15 protein-coding genes and 4 tRNA genes are annotated in these 17,337 nt (G+C 53.5%); 10 read left to right on the forward strand and 9 right to left on the reverse strand.

The window, feature by feature from the left end; translation table 11 throughout:
• Window positions 1-106: 106 nt before the first annotated feature.
• From IEW65_RS04055 to uvrY, 6 genes are all read right to left on the reverse strand, one after another.
• A tRNA-Leu gene (locus IEW65_RS04055) sits at window positions 107-193 on the reverse strand.
• A gap of 39 nt (window positions 194-232) precedes the next feature.
• A tRNA-Cys gene (locus IEW65_RS04060) sits at window positions 233-306 on the reverse strand.
• A gap of 25 nt (window positions 307-331) precedes the next feature.
• Window positions 332-406: transfer RNA gene (locus IEW65_RS04065), tRNA-Gly, on the reverse strand.
• Window positions 407-503: 97 nt separating this feature from the next.
• On the reverse strand, window positions 504-1,052 hold the full coding sequence (pgsA, locus tag IEW65_RS04070; protein WP_188638205.1) for a CDP-diacylglycerol--glycerol-3-phosphate 3-phosphatidyltransferase: 549 nt from the start codon (window positions 1,050-1,052) through the stop codon (window positions 504-506).
• A gap of 99 nt (window positions 1,053-1,151) precedes the next feature.
• Complete coding sequence (gene uvrC / locus IEW65_RS04075) at window positions 1,152-2,966, reverse strand: excinuclease ABC subunit UvrC (protein ID WP_188638206.1); 1,815 nt, start codon at window positions 2,964-2,966, stop codon at window positions 1,152-1,154.
• A 46-nt stretch (window positions 2,967-3,012) separates the two neighbouring features.
• Complete coding sequence (uvrY, locus tag IEW65_RS04080) at window positions 3,013-3,663, reverse strand: UvrY/SirA/GacA family response regulator transcription factor (protein ID WP_139525612.1); 651 nt, start codon at window positions 3,661-3,663, stop codon at window positions 3,013-3,015.
• A 174-nt stretch (window positions 3,664-3,837) separates the two neighbouring features.
• Between uvrY and IEW65_RS04085 the strand changes: the two genes are divergently transcribed.
• Window positions 3,838-3,913: transfer RNA gene (locus IEW65_RS04085), tRNA-Ala, on the forward strand.
• A gap of 119 nt (window positions 3,914-4,032) precedes the next feature.
• On the opposite strand, the gene argF is transcribed toward IEW65_RS04085, so the two are convergent.
• Entirely contained in the window at window positions 4,033-4,953 is a 921-nt protein-coding gene (argF, locus tag IEW65_RS04090; RefSeq protein WP_188638207.1) for an ornithine carbamoyltransferase, read from the reverse strand.
• Window positions 4,954-5,173: 220 nt separating this feature from the next.
• Between argF and grxD the strand changes: the two genes are divergently transcribed.
• From grxD to IEW65_RS04130, 8 genes are all read left to right on the forward strand, one after another.
• Window positions 5,174-5,524, forward strand: coding sequence for a Grx4 family monothiol glutaredoxin (gene grxD, locus IEW65_RS04095; protein ID WP_188638208.1), 351 nt, complete (start codon window positions 5,174-5,176; stop codon window positions 5,522-5,524).
• A 156-nt stretch (window positions 5,525-5,680) separates the two neighbouring features.
• Complete coding sequence (gene dnaX / locus IEW65_RS04100) at window positions 5,681-7,582, forward strand: DNA polymerase III subunit gamma/tau (RefSeq protein ID WP_188638209.1); 1,902 nt, start codon at window positions 5,681-5,683, stop codon at window positions 7,580-7,582.
• Window positions 7,583-7,629: 47 nt separating this feature from the next.
• The gene (locus IEW65_RS04105) at window positions 7,630-7,956 is read left to right on the forward strand and encodes a YbaB/EbfC family nucleoid-associated protein (protein ID WP_188638210.1); all 327 of its coding nucleotides are present in this window, start codon (window positions 7,630-7,632) and stop codon (window positions 7,954-7,956) included.
• A 3-nt stretch (window positions 7,957-7,959) separates the two neighbouring features.
• The gene (gene recR, locus IEW65_RS04110; RefSeq protein WP_188638211.1) at window positions 7,960-8,565 is read left to right on the forward strand and encodes a recombination mediator RecR; all 606 of its coding nucleotides are present in this window, start codon (window positions 7,960-7,962) and stop codon (window positions 8,563-8,565) included.
• Between the two features lie 53 nt (window positions 8,566-8,618).
• Window positions 8,619-9,749: a ribonuclease D gene (gene rnd, locus IEW65_RS04115; RefSeq protein WP_188638212.1), complete on the forward strand. Its 1,131-nt coding sequence runs from the start codon at window positions 8,619-8,621 to the stop codon at window positions 9,747-9,749.
• The gene (locus IEW65_RS04120; RefSeq protein ID WP_188638213.1) at window positions 9,749-10,042 is read left to right on the forward strand and encodes a YcgL domain-containing protein; all 294 of its coding nucleotides are present in this window, start codon (window positions 9,749-9,751) and stop codon (window positions 10,040-10,042) included. The genes rnd and IEW65_RS04120 overlap by 1 nt, the downstream gene beginning before the upstream one ends.
• Window positions 10,043-10,073: 31 nt before the next feature.
• Window positions 10,074-10,646, forward strand: a complete 573-nt coding sequence (locus IEW65_RS04125; protein WP_188638214.1) for an acyl carrier protein phosphodiesterase — start codon at window positions 10,074-10,076, stop codon at window positions 10,644-10,646.
• A gap of 41 nt (window positions 10,647-10,687) precedes the next feature.
• Window positions 10,688-11,146 carry a YcgN family cysteine cluster protein gene (locus IEW65_RS04130; RefSeq protein ID WP_188638215.1) on the forward strand — a complete coding sequence of 153 codons (459 nt, stop codon included), beginning with the start codon at window positions 10,688-10,690 and terminating at the stop codon, window positions 11,144-11,146.
• Window positions 11,147-11,210: 64 nt separating this feature from the next.
• On the opposite strand, the gene IEW65_RS04135 is transcribed toward IEW65_RS04130, so the two are convergent.
• Window positions 11,211-11,381: a hypothetical protein gene (locus IEW65_RS04135; RefSeq protein WP_188638216.1), complete on the reverse strand. Its 171-nt coding sequence runs from the start codon at window positions 11,379-11,381 to the stop codon at window positions 11,211-11,213.
• A 162-nt stretch (window positions 11,382-11,543) separates the two neighbouring features.
• Window positions 11,544-15,521 carry a putative bifunctional diguanylate cyclase/phosphodiesterase gene (locus IEW65_RS04140; protein ID WP_188638217.1) on the reverse strand — a complete coding sequence of 1,326 codons (3,978 nt, stop codon included), beginning with the start codon at window positions 15,519-15,521 and terminating at the stop codon, window positions 11,544-11,546.
• Window positions 15,522-15,779: 258 nt separating this feature from the next.
• Between IEW65_RS04140 and IEW65_RS04145 the strand changes: the two genes are divergently transcribed.
• On the forward strand, window positions 15,780-17,285 hold the full coding sequence (locus tag IEW65_RS04145) for a methyl-accepting chemotaxis protein (RefSeq protein ID WP_188638218.1): 1,506 nt from the start codon (window positions 15,780-15,782) through the stop codon (window positions 17,283-17,285).
• Window positions 17,286-17,337 lie beyond the last annotated feature (52 nt).

The raw sequence follows: 17,337 nt of genomic DNA on the forward strand, positions 1-17,337 counted from the left end.
GGGGAGAGCAGGATGGTGGCAGAAGCCAGACATAAAAAAAGCCGCGTAGATAATGAAATCTCGCAGCGCTATCAATTTATGCCTTTGTACTAAACAAGCCATTAAATGGTGCCCGGAGCCGGACTTGAACCGGCACGGAGTTACCTCCGAGAGATTTTAAGTCTCTTGCGTCTACCAATTTCGCCATCCGGGCAGTGTCTCGACACTTTAGCAGTGATCGCTACACTGAAAATGGAGGCTGGAGTCGGAATCGAACCGGCGTACACGGAGTTGCAGTCCGCTGCATAACCACTCTGCCATCCAGCCTAACAAGTCGTTGGTGTGAACCAATTGGAGCGGGAAAAGAGATTCGAACTCTCGACCCTCGCCTTGGCAAGGCGATGCTCTACCACTGAGCTATTCCCGCTCGACTCGAGGGCGAATTATACGCATCGCTGCGCACTTGTCAAACATTCAATTTATCAATGGGTTCAATGCGCTACTGTTCGCTAGCGTTCCGGCCATTACATGGAGCGGCTAAGGTGCGGCCAGGCAGCTTTCAGGTACTGAGCCATTGACCACAGGGTCAGGGCGGCGGCGGCATACAGAACGACTACACCCAATAGAGCGACCTCGTGCCCTGGCGGGAAAGCGAGCAGTACCAGTATGGCAACCATTTGCAGCGTGGTCTTCAGTTTGCCAATCCATGAAACCGCTACCATGCCTCGTTTGCCCATCTCGGCCATCCATTCCCGCAGGGCGGAGATCACGATTTCGCGCCCAATGATGACAAGAGCGGGTAGTGTCAGCACGAGTGTGTCGAAACGCTCAATTAAAAGTGCCAGCGCTACGGCAACCATCAGCTTGTCAGCGACGGGGTCTAAGAAGGCACCAAAGGGCGTCGACTGATTCCAGCGGCGGGCTAAATAGCCGTCTAGCCAATCGGTCACGGATGCCAGGGCAAACAAGCCAGCTGCCACTGGCATACTCCAACTAAACGGTAGATAAAAAAGCACTACCAGTAGTGGGATAAAGACGATTCTTGCCAGTGTAAGTATGTTGGGTATATTCATCGCAGGGAGCGATCCTTGCCGGAGAATCAAGAAAGTCGGAGTGTAATGTGCGGGTCATTCTATCCCCCTTAGCGCATTGCATCCATGTTAAGAACAAGTTTATCTATTTAATGCCGTATAAATCGTCTCGGCTAGAGAGGCGTTGATTCCAGGAACTCTGGCCAGTTCATCGCGGCTGGCCTTCTGTACGCCTTGTAGGCCACCAAAAAAGCGCAAAAGTTCACGCCGCCGTTTAGGCCCAATGCCAGGAATATCCTGCAGCGTTGAGGTGCGCCGCGCTTTGTCTCTGGCTGCCCGGTGGCCTGCAATCGCAAAGCGGTGAGATTCATCGCGAATGTGCTGAATTAAATGCAGTGCTGGTGACGCAGGGTCTAGCGGCAGGGGATTGTCGCTGCTCTCTAAAAACAGTGTTTCCAGGCCAGCTTTACGGGTGGTCCCTTTAGCGACGCCTAATAAGATGATGTCGGTAACCGCTAAAGCGTTTAACACCCCACGTGCCATGTTCAACTGCCCCTTGCCGCCATCTACAATCAAAACGTCCGGTGCTACCGCCTCGCCGCTTTTGACACGCTTTAGGCGGCGCGTGAGCGCCTGCTGCATAGCTGCGTAATCATCTCCTGCCGCGACGCCCTCGATACGGAAGTGGCGATAATCGCTTTTGCGGGGGCCTTGGTGATCAAATACCACGCACGACGCCACGGTCGCCTCGCCTTGACTATGGCTAATATCAAAACACTCAAGTCGCTCTGGTAGCTTCTCCAGCCCGAGTGCTTTTTGCAGGGCCTCAAAGCGTTGTGTTAGCTGGGTTTTATTGGCTAACTGTGTTGCTAACTGCTGTTCGGCATTTGTCATGGCTAAATGCTGCCATTGAGCGCGATGCCCACGTACTTGGTGCGCCACCCTCACTTTTTTGCCAGCTTGTTGAGAGAGAGCATCAGCAATCAGGTTGCTATCTTCCAAGGGATGGCTGGTAATGACTTCTCCAGGCACATTGTGAGGTTGGCCAAAGTAATATTGGCTAACCACCTCGGTTAGCAGCATTTCCGGTGGCAGATCCAGATCGTTCTTGGGCATATGGTGCCTAGCGCCTAGCAGACGACCATCTCGTACGCTCAAGATAGAGATGCCCAAGGCGCCAGGGCGCTGGGCGAGGGCAAAGACATCGGCATCGCCGCTTTCGTTATCGACAAACTGGCGTTGCTGCAGTTGACGAAGCTGTTGAATCTGATCGCGTAAGCGCGCGGCTTCTTCGAAGTTGAGCGCTTGGCTTGCCGCTTCCATCTCTCGATTCAACAGCTCAGTGACGTGCTCGCTTTTACCTTCTAGGCACATAACAGCGTGTTCAACATCTCGGCGGTACTCCTCCTCGGTGATGTAATCAACACAAGGAGCGCTGCAGCGCTGGATTTGATATTGCAAGCAGGGGCGAGAGCGGTGAGCGAAAACGCTATCCTCACAATTGCGGATGCGAAAGATTTTCTGCATCAGCGTGAGGCTCTCTTTAACGGCACCGCTACTGGGGTAGGGCCCCAGGTAGCGTCCGTCATCGCGGCGCTGGCGAGCCCGTTTGTACTCTAAAGCGGGGTAGGGGTGGCGGTCAGTCACAAACACAAACGGATAGGATTTGTCGTCCCGCAGCAAAATATTGTAGGGCGGACGAAGTTCCTTAATGAGCGTTTGTTCAAGCAGTAAGGCTTCCGTTTCACTACGCGTGACGGTGATTTGAATATCGGCAATCCGTGCCACCATCGCCTGGGTTTTGGTATTGAGCTGACCGCGAAAATAGCTTGCTAGCCGCGCTTTCAAGCGTTTGGCTTTGCCGACATAGAGGGTGTTTTGCTCTGTGTCCAGCATGCGGTAGACACCTGGAGAGGTGCTGACCGAGCTTAAAAATTGTTTAGCATCAAAAGTCATAGCTGGGCATCGGCGCTTTCAAACGGCAGAAGCCGCGATGGTAGGTCTAACCCAAGATGGCGTCAAAGCCCTCGACGAGTCCATGGCGTAAAGCAAGATGGGTAAGTTCAACATCGGTTGCCACTTGTAACTTATCAAACAGACGATACCGGTAGGTATTGACCGTCTTGGGGCTTAAATGCAAACGGTCCGAGATATCCTGAACGCGCTGGCAGTTCACAATCATTAGGGCGATTTGCAGCTCTCGATGTGAGAGGTGGCTAAAAGGGTTGTCTTCGTCAGTGAAGTGCGCCAGTGCAAGCCGCTGGGCGATCTCTTGGCTAACATAGCGGCGGCCATGAAACACTTGGCGTATCGCTTCTGTCATTTCGACGGCATCGGCCCCCTTGCTGAGGAAGCCTGACGCGCCAGCCTCCAGCATTCGCCGCAATACGCTGTCTTCTAAATGTGCAGTGAGGATGATGACTTTAACGTCGGCCAGCGTACGATGGATGCGTCGAGTGGCCTCTAGCCCTCCGATGCCGGGCATGCGGATGTCCATGAGAACGATGTCGGGCTTTAGCTGCCGACACTGTGTCACGGCGCTTTCCCCGTCATCTACTTCACCTACAATTTTAATATCGCACTCTTCGTTCAGCAGGTGAGCGATACTGGTTCTCACCAGGTGGTGATCATCGGCAATTAAAACGTTGATCAAAGGTCTGGCTCCTGCAGGTAATCATCGTGGACTCGGGCGATACGCACGCTGCGAACCTATAGAGTGCCACAGCTATTGGCAAAGGAGAATTAGTAGTTGCTTGTTTACTTTAAACCTTGACCTCATATGCGTTGTCACTTAGTATTCGCACCGCTGCAAGCAAATGCAGTTTGTGGGGCCTTAGCTCAGCTGGGAGAGCGCAACACTGGCAGTGTTGAGGTCAGCGGTTCGATCCCGCTAGGCTCCACCAATATTCCAAAAACGCCACGTTACTCGTAACGTGGCGTTTTTTTGTGCCCATCCACAGGCAGTGGCGCTAACTTTTCTGAAAAGTGCCGCCCCGCAATAATCGGCGGGGCGGAAACGCCATCATGCGTCGATTTTTCCCAGTAGCAAAAACTCAATCAGTGCTTTTTGTGCGTGTAAGCGGTTGCCCGCTTCTTGCCATACGACTGCCCGTGGGTCGTCCAGCAGTGAGTGGCTGATCTCTTCGCCACGATGAGCAGGCAAGCAGTGGAGAAATAGGACGTCTGGCTGCGCTGTGTCGAGCATGGCTTCGGTGACTTGGAAGCCCGCGAAATCCGCTTCCCGCTTCGCCTGCTCAGCCTCCTGACCCATAGAGGCCCACACATCGGTAGTGATCAAGTCCGCGCCTTTGGCCGCCTCTTGCGGGTCATGCAGCAAGGTTACACAGTCGCCCGCCGCCGCCATAATATCCTCGCGTGGCTCATACCCTTTCGGGCAGCATACGCGCAGATGAAAGCCAAACTGGCGCGCGGCGTTAATCCACGAGTGGCACATGTTATTGCCATCACCCACCCACACCGCCGTGCGGCCTTTAACGCTGCCGCGAAGCTCCGTCCACGTCATTACGTCTGCCAGTAGTTGGCAGGGGTGGTAGTCGTCACTCAAGGCGTTAATCACCGGTACGCTACTAGCGCGGGCGTAGGTTTCCAGACCTTCATGGGAGAAAGTGCGAATCATGACCGCATCGACCATTTCAGAGAGTACGCGGGCGGTGTCTTCGATGGGCTCGCCGCGACCTAATTGAGTGTCGCGGGGAGAAAGAAATAGTGCGTGGCCGCCAAACTGTGCCATGCCTGTTTCAAAGGAGACGCGGGTTCGCGTAGACGATTTTTCAAAAATCATCGCCAGCGTACGGTTGGGTAGCGGTGTGTATACCGGACCATTGGCTTTCAGATCGGTTTTGATCGTAATGGCACGCTGGATCAGATACGCCAGCTCATCTGGGGTTAAATCCAGCAGGGTAAGGAAATGGCGTGTCGCCATGATGACTACTCTCCGCGCAAAAACACCATCCTAGCGATGCGGCGGGGGATGCGCAACGCGGGCAGCATGCGTAGAATGACGCGCACGCGTTAAGGCCGAGTAGTTTGCTCGGGTATTGGTGTTAGCCGCCAAACCGGGGCAATGCTGGGTCATGGGGTTAAAGCCAGTGGACGAATTGCGTAAACTGGCTTGGATCACATCACTTGTTTAGGAGCACATCATGAGCACGACTGCCGAAAATATTCAGCGCCAAATCAGCGAAAACCCGATTTTGATTTACATGAAAGGCACGCCGCAGCTTCCTCAGTGCGGATTTTCTTCTCAAACGGTGCAGGCGCTGATGAGCTGTGGTGAGCGTTTTGCGTTCGTCAACATCCTGGATAATCCTGATATCCGCGCTGAGCTGCCGAAAATTGCTAACTGGCCGACCTTTCCCCAGCTGTGGGTAGAAGGCGAGCTGGTAGGCGGTTGCGATATCGTCATGGAAATGCACCAAAATGGCGAACTGGAAAAGCTGGTGAAAGAAGCTGCCCAGCGTGCCGCTGCTGCTGAAGGTGGCGAAAACGCCTAAGCGTAACGCCTTGCCGCCCGGCAAACGTCGGGCGGTTGGCGGGCGGCGGTGCAGCCGCTAGAATGGTGCATGATGAAACACCAACACTTTAGCATCTACGGTGATCGTTTGGCCGTTTAGCATCGACTGTCAGCCCGCCTAAGGAAGTTTTGCTCAATGAGCTATCAGGTTCTGGCCCGCAAATGGCGGCCACGTACATTCCATGAGCTCGTGGGCCAGGCCCATGTTCAACGTGCCTTAGTAAATGCCCTAGATCAGGGGCGCTTACATCATGCCTATTTATTTACCGGTACCCGCGGTGTCGGTAAAACCACGCTAGCGCGTATTTTAGCAAAATGCCTTAACTGCACCGCCAACGGGCGTGGAGATGAGGGGATTACTTCAACGCCTTGCGGTCAGTGCGACAGCTGCCAAGCTATCGATGAAGGCCGTTTTGTTGATCTCATTGAGGTTGATGCCGCCTCGCGTACGAAAGTCGAAGATACTCGCGAGCTGCTCGATAACGTCCAGTACGCGCCTACTCAAGGGCGCTATAAGGTGTACCTCATCGATGAGGTGCATATGCTCTCCACCAGTAGTTTTAATGCGCTGCTGAAAACGCTGGAAGAGCCGCCTCCCCACGTGAAATTCCTGCTAGCGACCACCGACCCGCAAAAATTACCCGCGACGGTACTTTCTCGCTGCCTGCAGTTCACCTTGAAGCATATGCCGCCTGAGCGTGTGGTGGAGCATTTGACCTATGTGCTGGGGGAAGAGGGCGTTGAATATGATGAAAGCGCGCTGTGGCTATTAGGTAAAGCGGCCGAGGGTTCCATGCGTGACGCGATGAGCTTGACCGATCAAGCCATCGCGTTTGGCCAAGGGGCCGTGCGCCATGCCGATGTGGCCGCTATGCTCGGCACGCTGGACCATCGCCATGTACTGGCCTTGGTGGAGGCGTTAGCAGACGTCGATGTTCAAACACTGCTGGCAGAAGTGGCTCAGCTTGCCGAGCAGGGCCCGGATTTTGCTGCCGTATTGGATGAGCTTACGGCCATCCTGCACCGCTTAGCCGTTGCGCAAATGGTGCCTGATGCCATGGATAACAGCCATGGAGACCGCGCGCAAATCCAGCAGCTGGCCAGTCGATTTACCGCCGAAGATATTCAGCTATATTACCAGATTGGCATTCAGGGGCGCGGCGATATGGTCCACGCGCCGGATTTACGCAGCGCCTTGGAAATGACGTTGCTGCGTATGCTGGCCTTCCGCCCCCAGGGCGTACCGAAGCCGCCTGCAACGCCTTTACCTCTGCGCCGTGAACCCGCGTTAGGTACAAGCGCCTCATCCGAAGCCCCGGCAGAAACCGCTGCTTCTGTTGATGAATCAAGTGCAAAAAAGCCTGAGCCTTCCCCCGTAGTCGCCGAGGTTAAGCCTCCTGCGCCTGCTGAGGTGCAGGCAGCAGCGCCACCCGACGACAATGCCGCTGAGTTAGCTGAGCAGCATCGCCCTGAATTAAACAGTGAAGAGCCGCCCCCTTGGTCGCTTGAAGAGGTAGAAAGCGCCGCTACGCTTTCACCAGAGCCAGAGCCAGAGCCAGAGCCAGAGCCAGAGCCAGAGCCAGAGCCAGAGCCAGTTAGCCTCAAGGCCTCCTCTGAGGCAGTTGATGCGAATAGTGGCCTTACTCATAGCGCTTGGCTAGCCCACTTTGACGCTTTGGGTTTAGGCGGTCTGACACGCAACTTGGCCGCCAATTGTCAGTTGGAAAGTGATAATGGTGACATCGTGGTGTTGCGGCTGGACCCGAGTCAGTCTGCTATGCAGGCTGAGGTACATAATGGGCGAATCGAGCGCGCGCTCAAGGCCCTTGGCATGCCGCGAAAGGTTCAGTTCAGCGTGGCAGAGTTAGACGCTGGGTTGGAAACGCCTCGTCAGCAAGAAGAGCGTTTACAGCAAGAACGCCATGCCCAGGCTGTTGATCTATTGCATCACGACCCCAATATTCAGAAGTTGCAGCAGGCGTTTGGAGCTACGCTAATTGAGTCAACCGTAAAACCAACGCCAGAGCCACGTTCCTAACGGCCGACGGCTACCTACTTTTTTATGACTTTTTAGGAGATCACCGCATGTTTAAAGGCGGAATGGGCAATATCATGAAACAAGCCCAAGAAATGCAGGAAAAAATGCAGCGTGTGCAAGAAGAAGTCGCCAAAGCGGAAGTGCACGGTGAAGCTGGCGCAGGCATGGTGAAAATTACCATGAACGGCCGCCACGATGTCATTGATGTCACCATCGATCCAAGCGTGCTGGAAGAAGAGAAAGAACTGCTTGAAGACTTGCTGGCGGCAGCGGTAAACGATGCTGTGCGTAAAGTTGAAGCGAACTCCAAAGCGAAAATGGAAGAAGCGACGGCGGGCCTGAATCTGCCGCCCGGCTTTAAGATGCCGTTCTAAATCATGCGTTTTTCTCCGCTCGTAGAGCAGTTAATGGATGCTTTTCGTGTGCTACCCGGCGTTGGGCCCAAAACGGCCCAGCGTATGGCCATGCATTTGTTAGAGCGTGAGCGCCCTGGCGGGCAGCGGTTAGCAGCGGTGATTCAGCAGGCAATCGAAGAGGTCGGTTACTGCCAGCGCTGCCGCACGCTAACAGAAGCCGATATTTGCCTGCTATGTGAAAGCCCGCGTCGCGACGATACGCTGTTGTGCGTGGTCGAATCACCTGCAGACCAGTTGGCCATCGAGGAAGCGGGTGGCTTTCAGGGTCGCTACTTTGTGCTACATGGCCATCTTTCGCCGTTAGACGGTATTGGTCCAGATGCCATTGGCTTGGATCTACTCGAAAGCCGTGTGGCTGAAGGCAATATTCGCGAAGTGGTACTCGCTACCAATCCTACGGTAGAGGGTGAGGCAACAGCGCATTACATTGCCTCTCAGCTTGCGCACTACGGCGTCTCCTTTTCTCGACTCGCCTATGGCGTGCCGATGGGCGGTGAGCTGGAGTACGTGGATGGTGGTACACTAAGCCGCGCTTTTAACGGTCGCCAGCCTTTTGCTGGCGACTAATACTGATAATAAACGCAAGCGCTAATGCGGTTGTGCCAACCCGGAAGACTGATTTGTCCTCTTCAACCTCCTCTTTATATCAATGGATTGATAGTGCCGAGGCGTTAGACGCCGCTTGTGAACAGGTTGCCGGTGCCCGCGTCATCGCCCTAGACACCGAATTTTTCCGCGAAAATACCTTCTTTCCTGTACCGGCGCTGATTCAGTTTGCCAGTCATGAGGTGGCATATTTAGTCGACCCGTTATCCACGCCCTGCACGGAATCGTTTAAAGCGCTGCTGCAAAATAGCGCAGTTAAGCTGTTACATGCCTGCAGCGAAGATTTAGAAGTTTTCCAGCACTGGGCCGGTACGTTGCCTACACCATTGGTGGATACCCAGGTAGCACAAGCCTTTTTAGGCGAAAATCCAGGTATGGGATACCAAAAGCTCGTCGAGCACTGGATGGGGGAAACGCTGCCCAAAGAGGAAACGCGATCTAACTGGTTGGAGCGCCCATTAACACCTTCACAGTGTGAATACGCGGCGTTAGATGTTATCTATTTATTAAAAGTATGGGCACTTCAGGCAGATAAACTAGACGAGCTAGGCCGCCGGGAGTGGCTAGACAGCGAGTGTGCCAACCTCATTGAGCAGGCAGGGCGCAGCGTTGAAAACGATGGCCAGTGGTATACGCGGCAGCGACAGCTATGGCGTTTATCTCCTCGCCAGTTAGAAGCTTATCGGCTGATGACCATTTGGCGCGAAGGTGAAACTCGCCGTCGTGATCTACCGCGTAATTGGCTGGTGAGCGATAAGCTGCTGTTCGCCGTGGCTGAAAAAATGCCTAAGAACCGCTACGAGCTGGCAGAGGTTGAAGGCGTTAAGCCGCCGCTGGTTAAAAAAGAGGGCGATGCGCTGCTGGCCCTGGTGAAGCAGGCCCTGCACTGTTCAGACTCTGATTTACCAGCTCGCTGGCCGGACCCCATGCAGCCTGCTTTTAAACGGCGTTTCAAGGCGATTAAAGGCGTGGTTGCCGAACAAGCTTCTGCGCTTAATATTGCGCCCGAAATGCTGCTGCGTCGTCGTGATATTGAGACAATGGTCATGCAGTGTCTTGATCATCAGCCTTTGACGGAACTGAGTGGTTGGCGTGATGCCTGTCTAACACAGGCAATTCATCAAGCGCTTGAGGAGCCATTGTAATGAGTGAAAAATTACTCTGTGAGATTTTAAAAAGCTCGCGTAAAGAGGAAATGTACCTTTACGTGGATAAGCGTAAGGGCACAGAAACAGTGCCTGAGGCGCTGATGGAAACCTTTGGCAAGCCGGTTCCCGTGCTAACGATGATCTTGACCGCTGACAAATCACTTGCTCGCGTCAAGGCGGCGGATGTGATGGCGGCGATTGAAGAACAAGGGTTTTATCTACAGATGCCGCCTGCCAAAGAGCCTTATTTGTTAGATATTCACCGTGCGCAGTCGGTAGACCGTTCGTGAGTCAGTCCTGCGTAAAAGTAACCTCAGCGCGATGAATTTTCTGGCCCATGCATGGCTGGCTCAGCCTGGCGACGACGGCTTTTTATACGGTAATTTGATTGCCGATGGTGTGAAGGGCAGCGACCTGTCCGCTTGGTCACCCAGCGTTGCCCGTGGTATTCGCCACCATCGGCGAGTAGATGCTTGGGTAGACCAGCACCCTAGCGTCACAACAGCCAAGCAGCGAGCCCCTAAACTTCAAAGGCGCTACGCAGGCATTGCTCTGGATATTGTGTGGGATCATTTTATCTCTCACCAGCAGGCAGGGGCTGATCAGCACCAGTTGATTGAGCGCTGCTATCGATTATTAAGCGCACAGCCTGCGCCACAGCGGTTAGCTACGATGATGCCGGTCATGATTGAGCACGATTGGCTCCGCCGTTACGCTGATTTTGATTTTACGTGTCGTGCGGTGGCAGGGCTTGGGCAGCGGCTTTCTGGCCCCAACCGTCTAGCCGAATTGGTGCCATGGCTGCGCGAAGATTACACGGCATTAAAAGCTGACTTTAGTGTGCTTTGGAGTGAGTGCAGTGCAACGCTGACCAGCGATGGGTCTGCGCGCTGACGCTCTGTGAATCAAGCTATGGTGAACCGAGGGAATTGACGATGGAAACCGCGTTGCGCGAGCGCTTTTGGGAACGCTACTCCCTTGAAGAGCTAACCCAGCCTGAGTGGGAAGCGCTGTGTGACGGCTGCGGCCAGTGCTGCCTACTTAAGCTGCACGATGACGAGACGCAAGAGCTGGCGATTCTTAATGTGGCATGCAAGCTTCTTGATACGCATAGCTGCCAGTGCAGCGATTATGAGAATCGCTTTGATAGCGTTCCAGACTGTACGCAACTCACTCCTGCGCTGGTCAAAGAGTTTACTTGGTTGCCACACACCTGTGGTTACCGGCGAGTCGCTGAAGGGCGCAAGTTAGCAGGTTGGCACCCCTTATTAAGCAACGATGCCGAGCGAGTACACCGCAAGGGTGTCAGCGTGCGAGGGTTTGCCGTTTCACAAGATGAGGTGCCAGAAAAATATCTTGAAGAGCATATTATTGCCGTCATTCCAATGACGTAAGCGCATGTAAAGCTGCAGCGCTGCCTTCCGTGGCACCTATTGCTACCGCTAGCTAATCTTGGAATTAGCTAGCGGTTTTGCTTTTAGCGTTATCCCAGATGGTTAGAAACGCCTCTTTCAGAGGAGTGATCTGGGGCTTGTTAACACCTTTGCTCACACTCGGCTTCGCTGCTTTTTGAGTAGCGGGCTTTAAAGGTGCGTCCCAAATAGTTGGAAACTGTTCTTGATAGTTCATGGTGTGCCTCGTCAATGTGGTTAGACGTTGGTATATAAAACTTATGGCTAGTATGTCGTAAAAAAATCGCCCTGTGAAGCTTTTGTGGAAAGTATTTTCATAAATATTTGTGGGCATAAAAAAGCAGCACCGGAGTGCTGCTGAATAAAAGACGAAGCCCCCTTAGCTTAGACGAGTGTTATGTTCTGCAAGCCAGTGAGTGAGCATGTCGAAAGGCATCGGTTTGGCAAATAGATAGCCCTGAAGTACATCGCAGTTGAGCGCTAAAAGTTGCTGCTGCTGGTGACGGGTCTCAACGCCTTCGGCGACCACGTTGAGTTCCAGGTGGTGAGCCAGGGCAATAATCCCCTGCACGACCGCAGCGTCTTTGCTGCTTTCATCAATGTTGAGAATAAAGCTGCGATCTATTTTGATCTTGTCAATCGGTAAGTGGCGCAAATAACTGAGGCTAGAGAATCCTGTGCCAAAATCATCGATCGCGATGCTAATGCCCATCCCCCGCAATGCATGCAGGGTGTCAATGGCGGCGTCGGTATCGTTCATTAAAATGCCCTCAGTCAGCTCCAGTTCGAGCGCTGTGGGCGGCAGGCCTGTCACTTCAAGGGTTTTGCGTAGCGAGCTTAAAAAACTGGGACGATGAAACTGCATAGGAGATAGATTAACGGCCATTCGGCAATGGCTTGGAAGTAGCGGCTGCAGGTTTAGAAAATCCTGAGCGGCACGCTCTAGTACCCACTGGCTCAAGCCAATAATCTGGCCGGTCTCTTCTGCAATAGGAATAAACAGAGCAGGGGATATGGGGCCCTTAATGGGGTGGTTCCAACGCACCAGTGCTTCAAAGCCATGCACGTTACCGTCTCTACCTAGCAGCGGTTGATAGTGCAACTCAAACTGTTCCTGAGTGATCGCCTCTTGGAGATCGTTTCGCAGCGTAACGCGCTGTGTCAGCTTTTGGTTAATGTCGTGGGTGAACGTTTGCAGGGTGTTGCGACCCTGTTGTTTGGCTTTGTACATCGCCATATCTGCTTGCTGAAGCAGGGCGGCTGGGTTATCAAGCGCTTCGTCGCTTAGCGCAATACCAATACTGGCCGATAGGTAGAGTTCGTGGCGGTCAATTCGATACGGCTGTGCCAGCTCCAGCAGTAAGCGTTCAGCCACTTCCTGGGCATGTTGAGGTGCGTCCAGGTCGGGTAGCAGCAGTACAAACTCATCTCCACCGAAGCGGCATAACGTATCAGAGGGGCGGATGACTTCCTCTAAGCGTCTTGCTACATGGATCAGTACTTGGTCGCCAATCGCGTGACCTAGCGTGTCATTAATAGGCTTAAATTCATCCAGGTCTATAAACAGCACCGCCAACTGTTGATGGTGGCGTTTCGCTAAGTCCACATCATGGCGCAAACGGTCTTCAAATAGCGCACGATTACCCAGTCCTGTCAGCGCATCGTGAGTTGCATGATATGCCAGCGCATTTTCATGATCCTTACGCTCTGAGATGTCATTAATGATCCCCACAAAGTGGGTGGCTTGGCCATCGTGAGCGCGCACCGGCGAGATAAATACGTTATTCCAGAACGCGCGCCCATCTTTCCGATAGTTACGGATCGTCAAGCTAATATCGCGCTGTTGGGTGAGCGCCTGACGAATATCGGTTACCTGCTGGGGATCAGTGTCGGGTCCCTGTAAAAATCGGCAGTTACGCTGCTGGACATCTTCTAGGTCGTAGCCAGTAATCTCTACAAACGCCGGGTTGACGTAAATGATGGGGAAGTCATTGCGTTGTGCTTCACAGATTAAAACACCGTTGCTGCTGGCTTCTAGGCTGCGTTGAAAGATGCGTAGCTGTGCTTCATTAAAGCGTAGTGCCGTCATCTCTTTCACGACCCCATACACACCCACCACATTGTCCATCACAACGGTAGGTAGAAAGGAGATATCAACGTAGTGGAGGTGCCCCGTTTGGCTGGGCATTTCGATCTCAATGCGCTGAGAAACGCCGGTTAGCGCTTGGCTAAAGACATGATTTATGGGGTCACGCTGCTCGGTCGGTAGCATCGTATAAAGGTGCGTGCCGATAATATCGGCTTCGCTAATAGCCAGTAGCGTCAGTAATGATTGATTCACGCTGAGAAAATAGCCGTCCACATCTAGCGAGAAAACGCCATCTGGGTTTTGAGTAAACAGTGAGCGAAAGCGTTGTTCGCTATCTTGCAGCGTTTGCTGGTGGTTATAGCGTTCGATGGCTAAGCGCATCAGGCGCAAGGCGCTGGGTAAGAGGATGGGTTCTGGCTCAGACGCACGGCTGACCGGCTCTGGCTCGCTCTGCTTCCAAAGCAGCACGACGGCCCCGAGGGGGTGTGAGTCGCTACTGCTCAAAATATGTAGCGTGGCTTTGCCGTAGCCGTACTGCGCCGCTAGCCGACAAAGTGTCGACGAGGAATCTGCATCCATGACCAACGTGGCCGTTGTTTCGCCCCGTTGGTGAAGCTCGTTAGCCAGGGTGACGACGCTCTCATTGAAGGGCATGGATTCTTGCAGGGCAAAGGGTAGGCTGCAGGAGAGTAGCTCAACGCGATACGCTGCTGAGGTGTCTAAGCGCCATATAGCCGCATGATACTGTACGCTTTGCTGCTCCAGCAGCCGGCAGATTTGTAGCAGCGTAGCGCTACAGGGTTCGTCACGGGCGATCATGGCTTGAATGCGGTGCTGGTCTTCCAGCGCTTCTTTTGCTTGGGCAAGCTCCAGCGTACGCTGTGCTCTGGCCGCCATTAAGGCAAGGCTCAGTACCAACTGGTAGGTCAGCAATAAACCGGAAACGCCAATGCCTGCCGCAATAAACTTGGCCAGTTCAAAGTGAGAAGAGCCCTGGGGCCACAGGCTTAAATGCAGGGCCGGGCCGCCGGGTAATCCCAAGTGCTGTTCACTTAACAGAGAGGCCTCTGAAAAGGAGCGTTCGGAAGCTGGCTGACTCTGTTTACTCATAATTTCACCACCCTGATGGCGAATGCGCAGAGTAAAGGCTAGCTCGGAAATATGGGTCTCTTGGCTGATTAAATAAGCGATATCAATCATGGCTAACAGCTGATAGCGCTGCTCAGCGACGGGTTTGATCGCAAGTAATGCAATGTTAGGTCTAGCAGCATCCGGAAATAGCCACTGGACGCTTTGCTGCTGTTGGTTCAGCCAGCGTATGACCGCCAGACTAGTCAATTGATCATCTAGCCATAGCAAGTCACTTCCCTGCTGTGCACGCCGCCATATATCTCGGGCAGAGGGATTAAAATATGCCAAAGCCAAAATGCTGGGGTAGTCGCTCCAATAGCGGACCACCTCTCGTTGGCGCGACGCTTCATCTTCAAACACACCTTGCCACCGCTCAGCCAGTCGCTCCAGCACGATGGCGCGCGAATTAAGCGTTCTTTCAATACTGGTCGTCACGTTAGACAGTGTGTGCTGAGCTTCCAAACGAATCGTTTCGTGCTGATTCCAGCTAATGAGAAACCAGGCACTCATGCTCAGGGCAACGCCAACGATGCCTGCTACGACGGCACTCTTGCTCAGCGAGGCGGCTAGGTGAGGAATGTTGCGGCTGACCATGATCATGGCAAGTCCGAACGAGAAGCAGAGCAACCCAGGGAGCAAAGCGCTTGCCCTTGGCAGCCAAGCAGGCAGGCCGACACCGGCATGGTAGGCCAGCGTAATACTGCCAATCACCCATAAAATGCCACCACCCACCTGCCATACTCGTTGTTGCCAAGGCCCTTGCGGCCCCACCCATAAACAAAAAGCCGCGAGTACCAGGATAGGAGTCGCTTGGCTAGGCAAGCGCGGTTGCCCGCTTAGCCATGAGACACCTGAGTGTCCTGACATCCCGTTATGCAGCATCGTATAGGTGGCAAGCGCCAACAGTGTCACGCTAGCCAGCTTTCGCCAGCGATGTCTATTGGCCATGACCGCGCTTAACCCTAGGCCTGAGAGCAGAATAACGAGAGAACTGTCGGGCAAAATAGCCAGCGCCTGGGGCTGAGGCAAACTGGGCGTCACCCCGAAGACAAGGCTAGCGCCACCGATAATGACGGTGGTGGTTAGCAACATCAGTAGTCCCGTTTGTAGTGCTAACTCACGGTTATTTACATCCATTAGGCAGGGGTCATCTAAAGCAAGGTGGGAATGAGGACAGCTGTCGCTGAGTGGCGCAGTTAACAATAATCTCAGCGAATCGTCAGGCTGACAAGGCGCAGTAAGTCGTAACCGTTGAGGTGTGTACAATAACCTTTTGTTATAAAAGTGTAACTTTAAGTATTGAAAAAGTTTTTCAAGGTTTCTATAGTCCGCTCCTGTTTGACGTGCCGCGGCACGTTTGGATATCTCAGCGCTGTACCTTGTTGAAGGAGACCTATGTCCCAAGCTCTATTTGCTCGCCATATCGCCCACGCTGACCGTTTTATGTGGCTTCCTATAGGTTTAATAAGCTTACTCTGTTTAATAGTGGGGTTTGTTATCCACACGGTTTGGTTGGTGGCTATCTATGGCGTGGCTACGCTGCCGCTGACGGCTTGGCTCCAAAAGCAGCTGCCAGGGAAGCCTATTAACGGTTTTGTGAAAGCCGCTGTGATGATGGGGTGGTCCGCGGTACTGATTGAACAGAGTGGCGGCTTAATTGAGGCGCACTTCAGTATCTTTATTTTGCTATCAGCGCTCATCCTGTACAGCGACTGGCGGGTGATTGCGTTTGGCGGGCTGGTCGTTGCACTGCATCACGTACTGTTTAGTTGGTTGCAGCACTTAGGATACGTGCAGCTTTACAGCGGCATGGTGGGCAGCGACCACCATGATGGGCATTCGGGGGCCGCGCTTTTCGCATGCCTGTTAATGCATGCCGGCGCGGTCGTGGTTCAAGTGGGCGTGTTAGGGTACTTGGCCCGTGTACTATCGCGTATGGTGGCCGAGGGGCTGTATGTGAGTCGTTTCGCCCATCAAGCAGGGAGTGGCCAGCTGGATATGCGATTTACAGCCGCCCAACAGCGTTTGCCAGCCGTAGCCGCCGTGCAAGAGATGCGTGATCAAGTGGCGAATAGCTTGCGTCAAACCCAGTCAGCCGCGCAGGAATCGCATACGTTGAGTGAGCAACTCTTTCTGGCCCAGGACGAGCTGAGCGAGCAAATTGCGAGAAATGTTACCCAGACAGAGCGTATTTCAACCAATGCCACGCAGCTGGCTTCCCTCACTCGCGAAACGGCGGAAGAGTCTCAGCGTGTACGAAAGTTAGCGAACGAGGCAGAAGCGGCCATGCAGGAGAATCACCAGCAGGTAGCGTCGCTTCAACAAATGATGCGTCTGTTAACGAAGCAGGCGGAACAGATTGGCAATATGCTGGCAGAAATTGATCACATTACCTTTCAAACTAATTTACTGGCACTGAATGCATCGGTAGAAGCTGCGCGAGCGGGTGAACAAGGTCGTGGGTTTGCAGTAGTGGCCAATGAGGTGCGTAAATTAGCCGGTAATACTCAGCAAACGGCCGAGCGTATTCGCCACAGCGTCGCAGCGATTACTGAGCACGTCAGTAAAGGCGTTGCACAGAGCAGTGCGGCGAGTGATACAACCCAGCGCCTAAGCGTGTCGTTTGCTGATGTGGCTAAACGATTAGGCTCCATGGATAGTGCCTTACAGCAGCAGCACCAAGGGATTGATGAGCTGGAGCATAGCGTGACCGAAATGCATGATGCCTTGGAACGCTCCAATCGCTCAGTCAGTGATGCTCATGCAATGGCAGAAAAGCTCTCACAAACAGCAGACGTGCTTCTTGATGCAGTGAGTGGCTTCAAGCTGCCGGTTGCCGCAGTGATTGAGTCGGAATCATCACATCAAAAAGGCTATAAATCGCTTGCGCTGAACGAATAAATGCTCAGCGGCGATACCGTTGGTAGTTTATCGTATCCGACCATATTGCTTT

It is taken from the genome of Vreelandella lutescens (assembly GCF_014640815.1).
Classification (GTDB): Bacteria; Pseudomonadota; Gammaproteobacteria; order Pseudomonadales; family Halomonadaceae; genus Vreelandella; species Vreelandella lutescens.

Coding starts and splice junctions, on each gene's coding strand:
- IEW65_RS04105 (WP_188638210.1), top strand. CDS start 7,630: ATGTTTAAAGGCGGAATGGGCAATATCATGAAACAAGCCCAAGAAATG.
- IEW65_RS04145 (WP_188638218.1), top strand. CDS start 15,780: ATGTCCCAAGCTCTATTTGCTCGCCATATCGCCCACGCTGACCGTTTT.
- IEW65_RS04125 (WP_188638214.1), top strand. CDS start 10,074: ATGAATTTTCTGGCCCATGCATGGCTGGCTCAGCCTGGCGACGACGGC.
- uvrC (WP_188638206.1), bottom strand. CDS start 2,966: ATGACTTTTGATGCTAAACAATTTTTAAGCTCGGTCAGCACCTCTCCA.
- IEW65_RS04120 (WP_188638213.1), top strand. CDS start 9,749: ATGAGTGAAAAATTACTCTGTGAGATTTTAAAAAGCTCGCGTAAAGAG.
- pgsA (WP_188638205.1), bottom strand. CDS start 1,052: ATGAATATACCCAACATACTTACACTGGCAAGAATCGTCTTTATCCCA.
- recR (WP_188638211.1), top strand. CDS start 7,960: ATGCGTTTTTCTCCGCTCGTAGAGCAGTTAATGGATGCTTTTCGTGTG.
- IEW65_RS04130 (WP_188638215.1), top strand. CDS start 10,688: ATGGAAACCGCGTTGCGCGAGCGCTTTTGGGAACGCTACTCCCTTGAA.
- IEW65_RS04140 (WP_188638217.1), bottom strand. CDS start 15,521: ATGGATGTAAATAACCGTGAGTTAGCACTACAAACGGGACTACTGATG.
- argF (WP_188638207.1), bottom strand. CDS start 4,953: ATGGCGACACGCCATTTCCTTACCCTGCTGGATTTAACCCCAGATGAG.
- dnaX (WP_188638209.1), top strand. CDS start 5,681: ATGAGCTATCAGGTTCTGGCCCGCAAATGGCGGCCACGTACATTCCAT.
- grxD (WP_188638208.1), top strand. CDS start 5,174: ATGAGCACGACTGCCGAAAATATTCAGCGCCAAATCAGCGAAAACCCG.
- IEW65_RS04135 (WP_188638216.1), bottom strand. CDS start 11,381: ATGAACTATCAAGAACAGTTTCCAACTATTTGGGACGCACCTTTAAAG.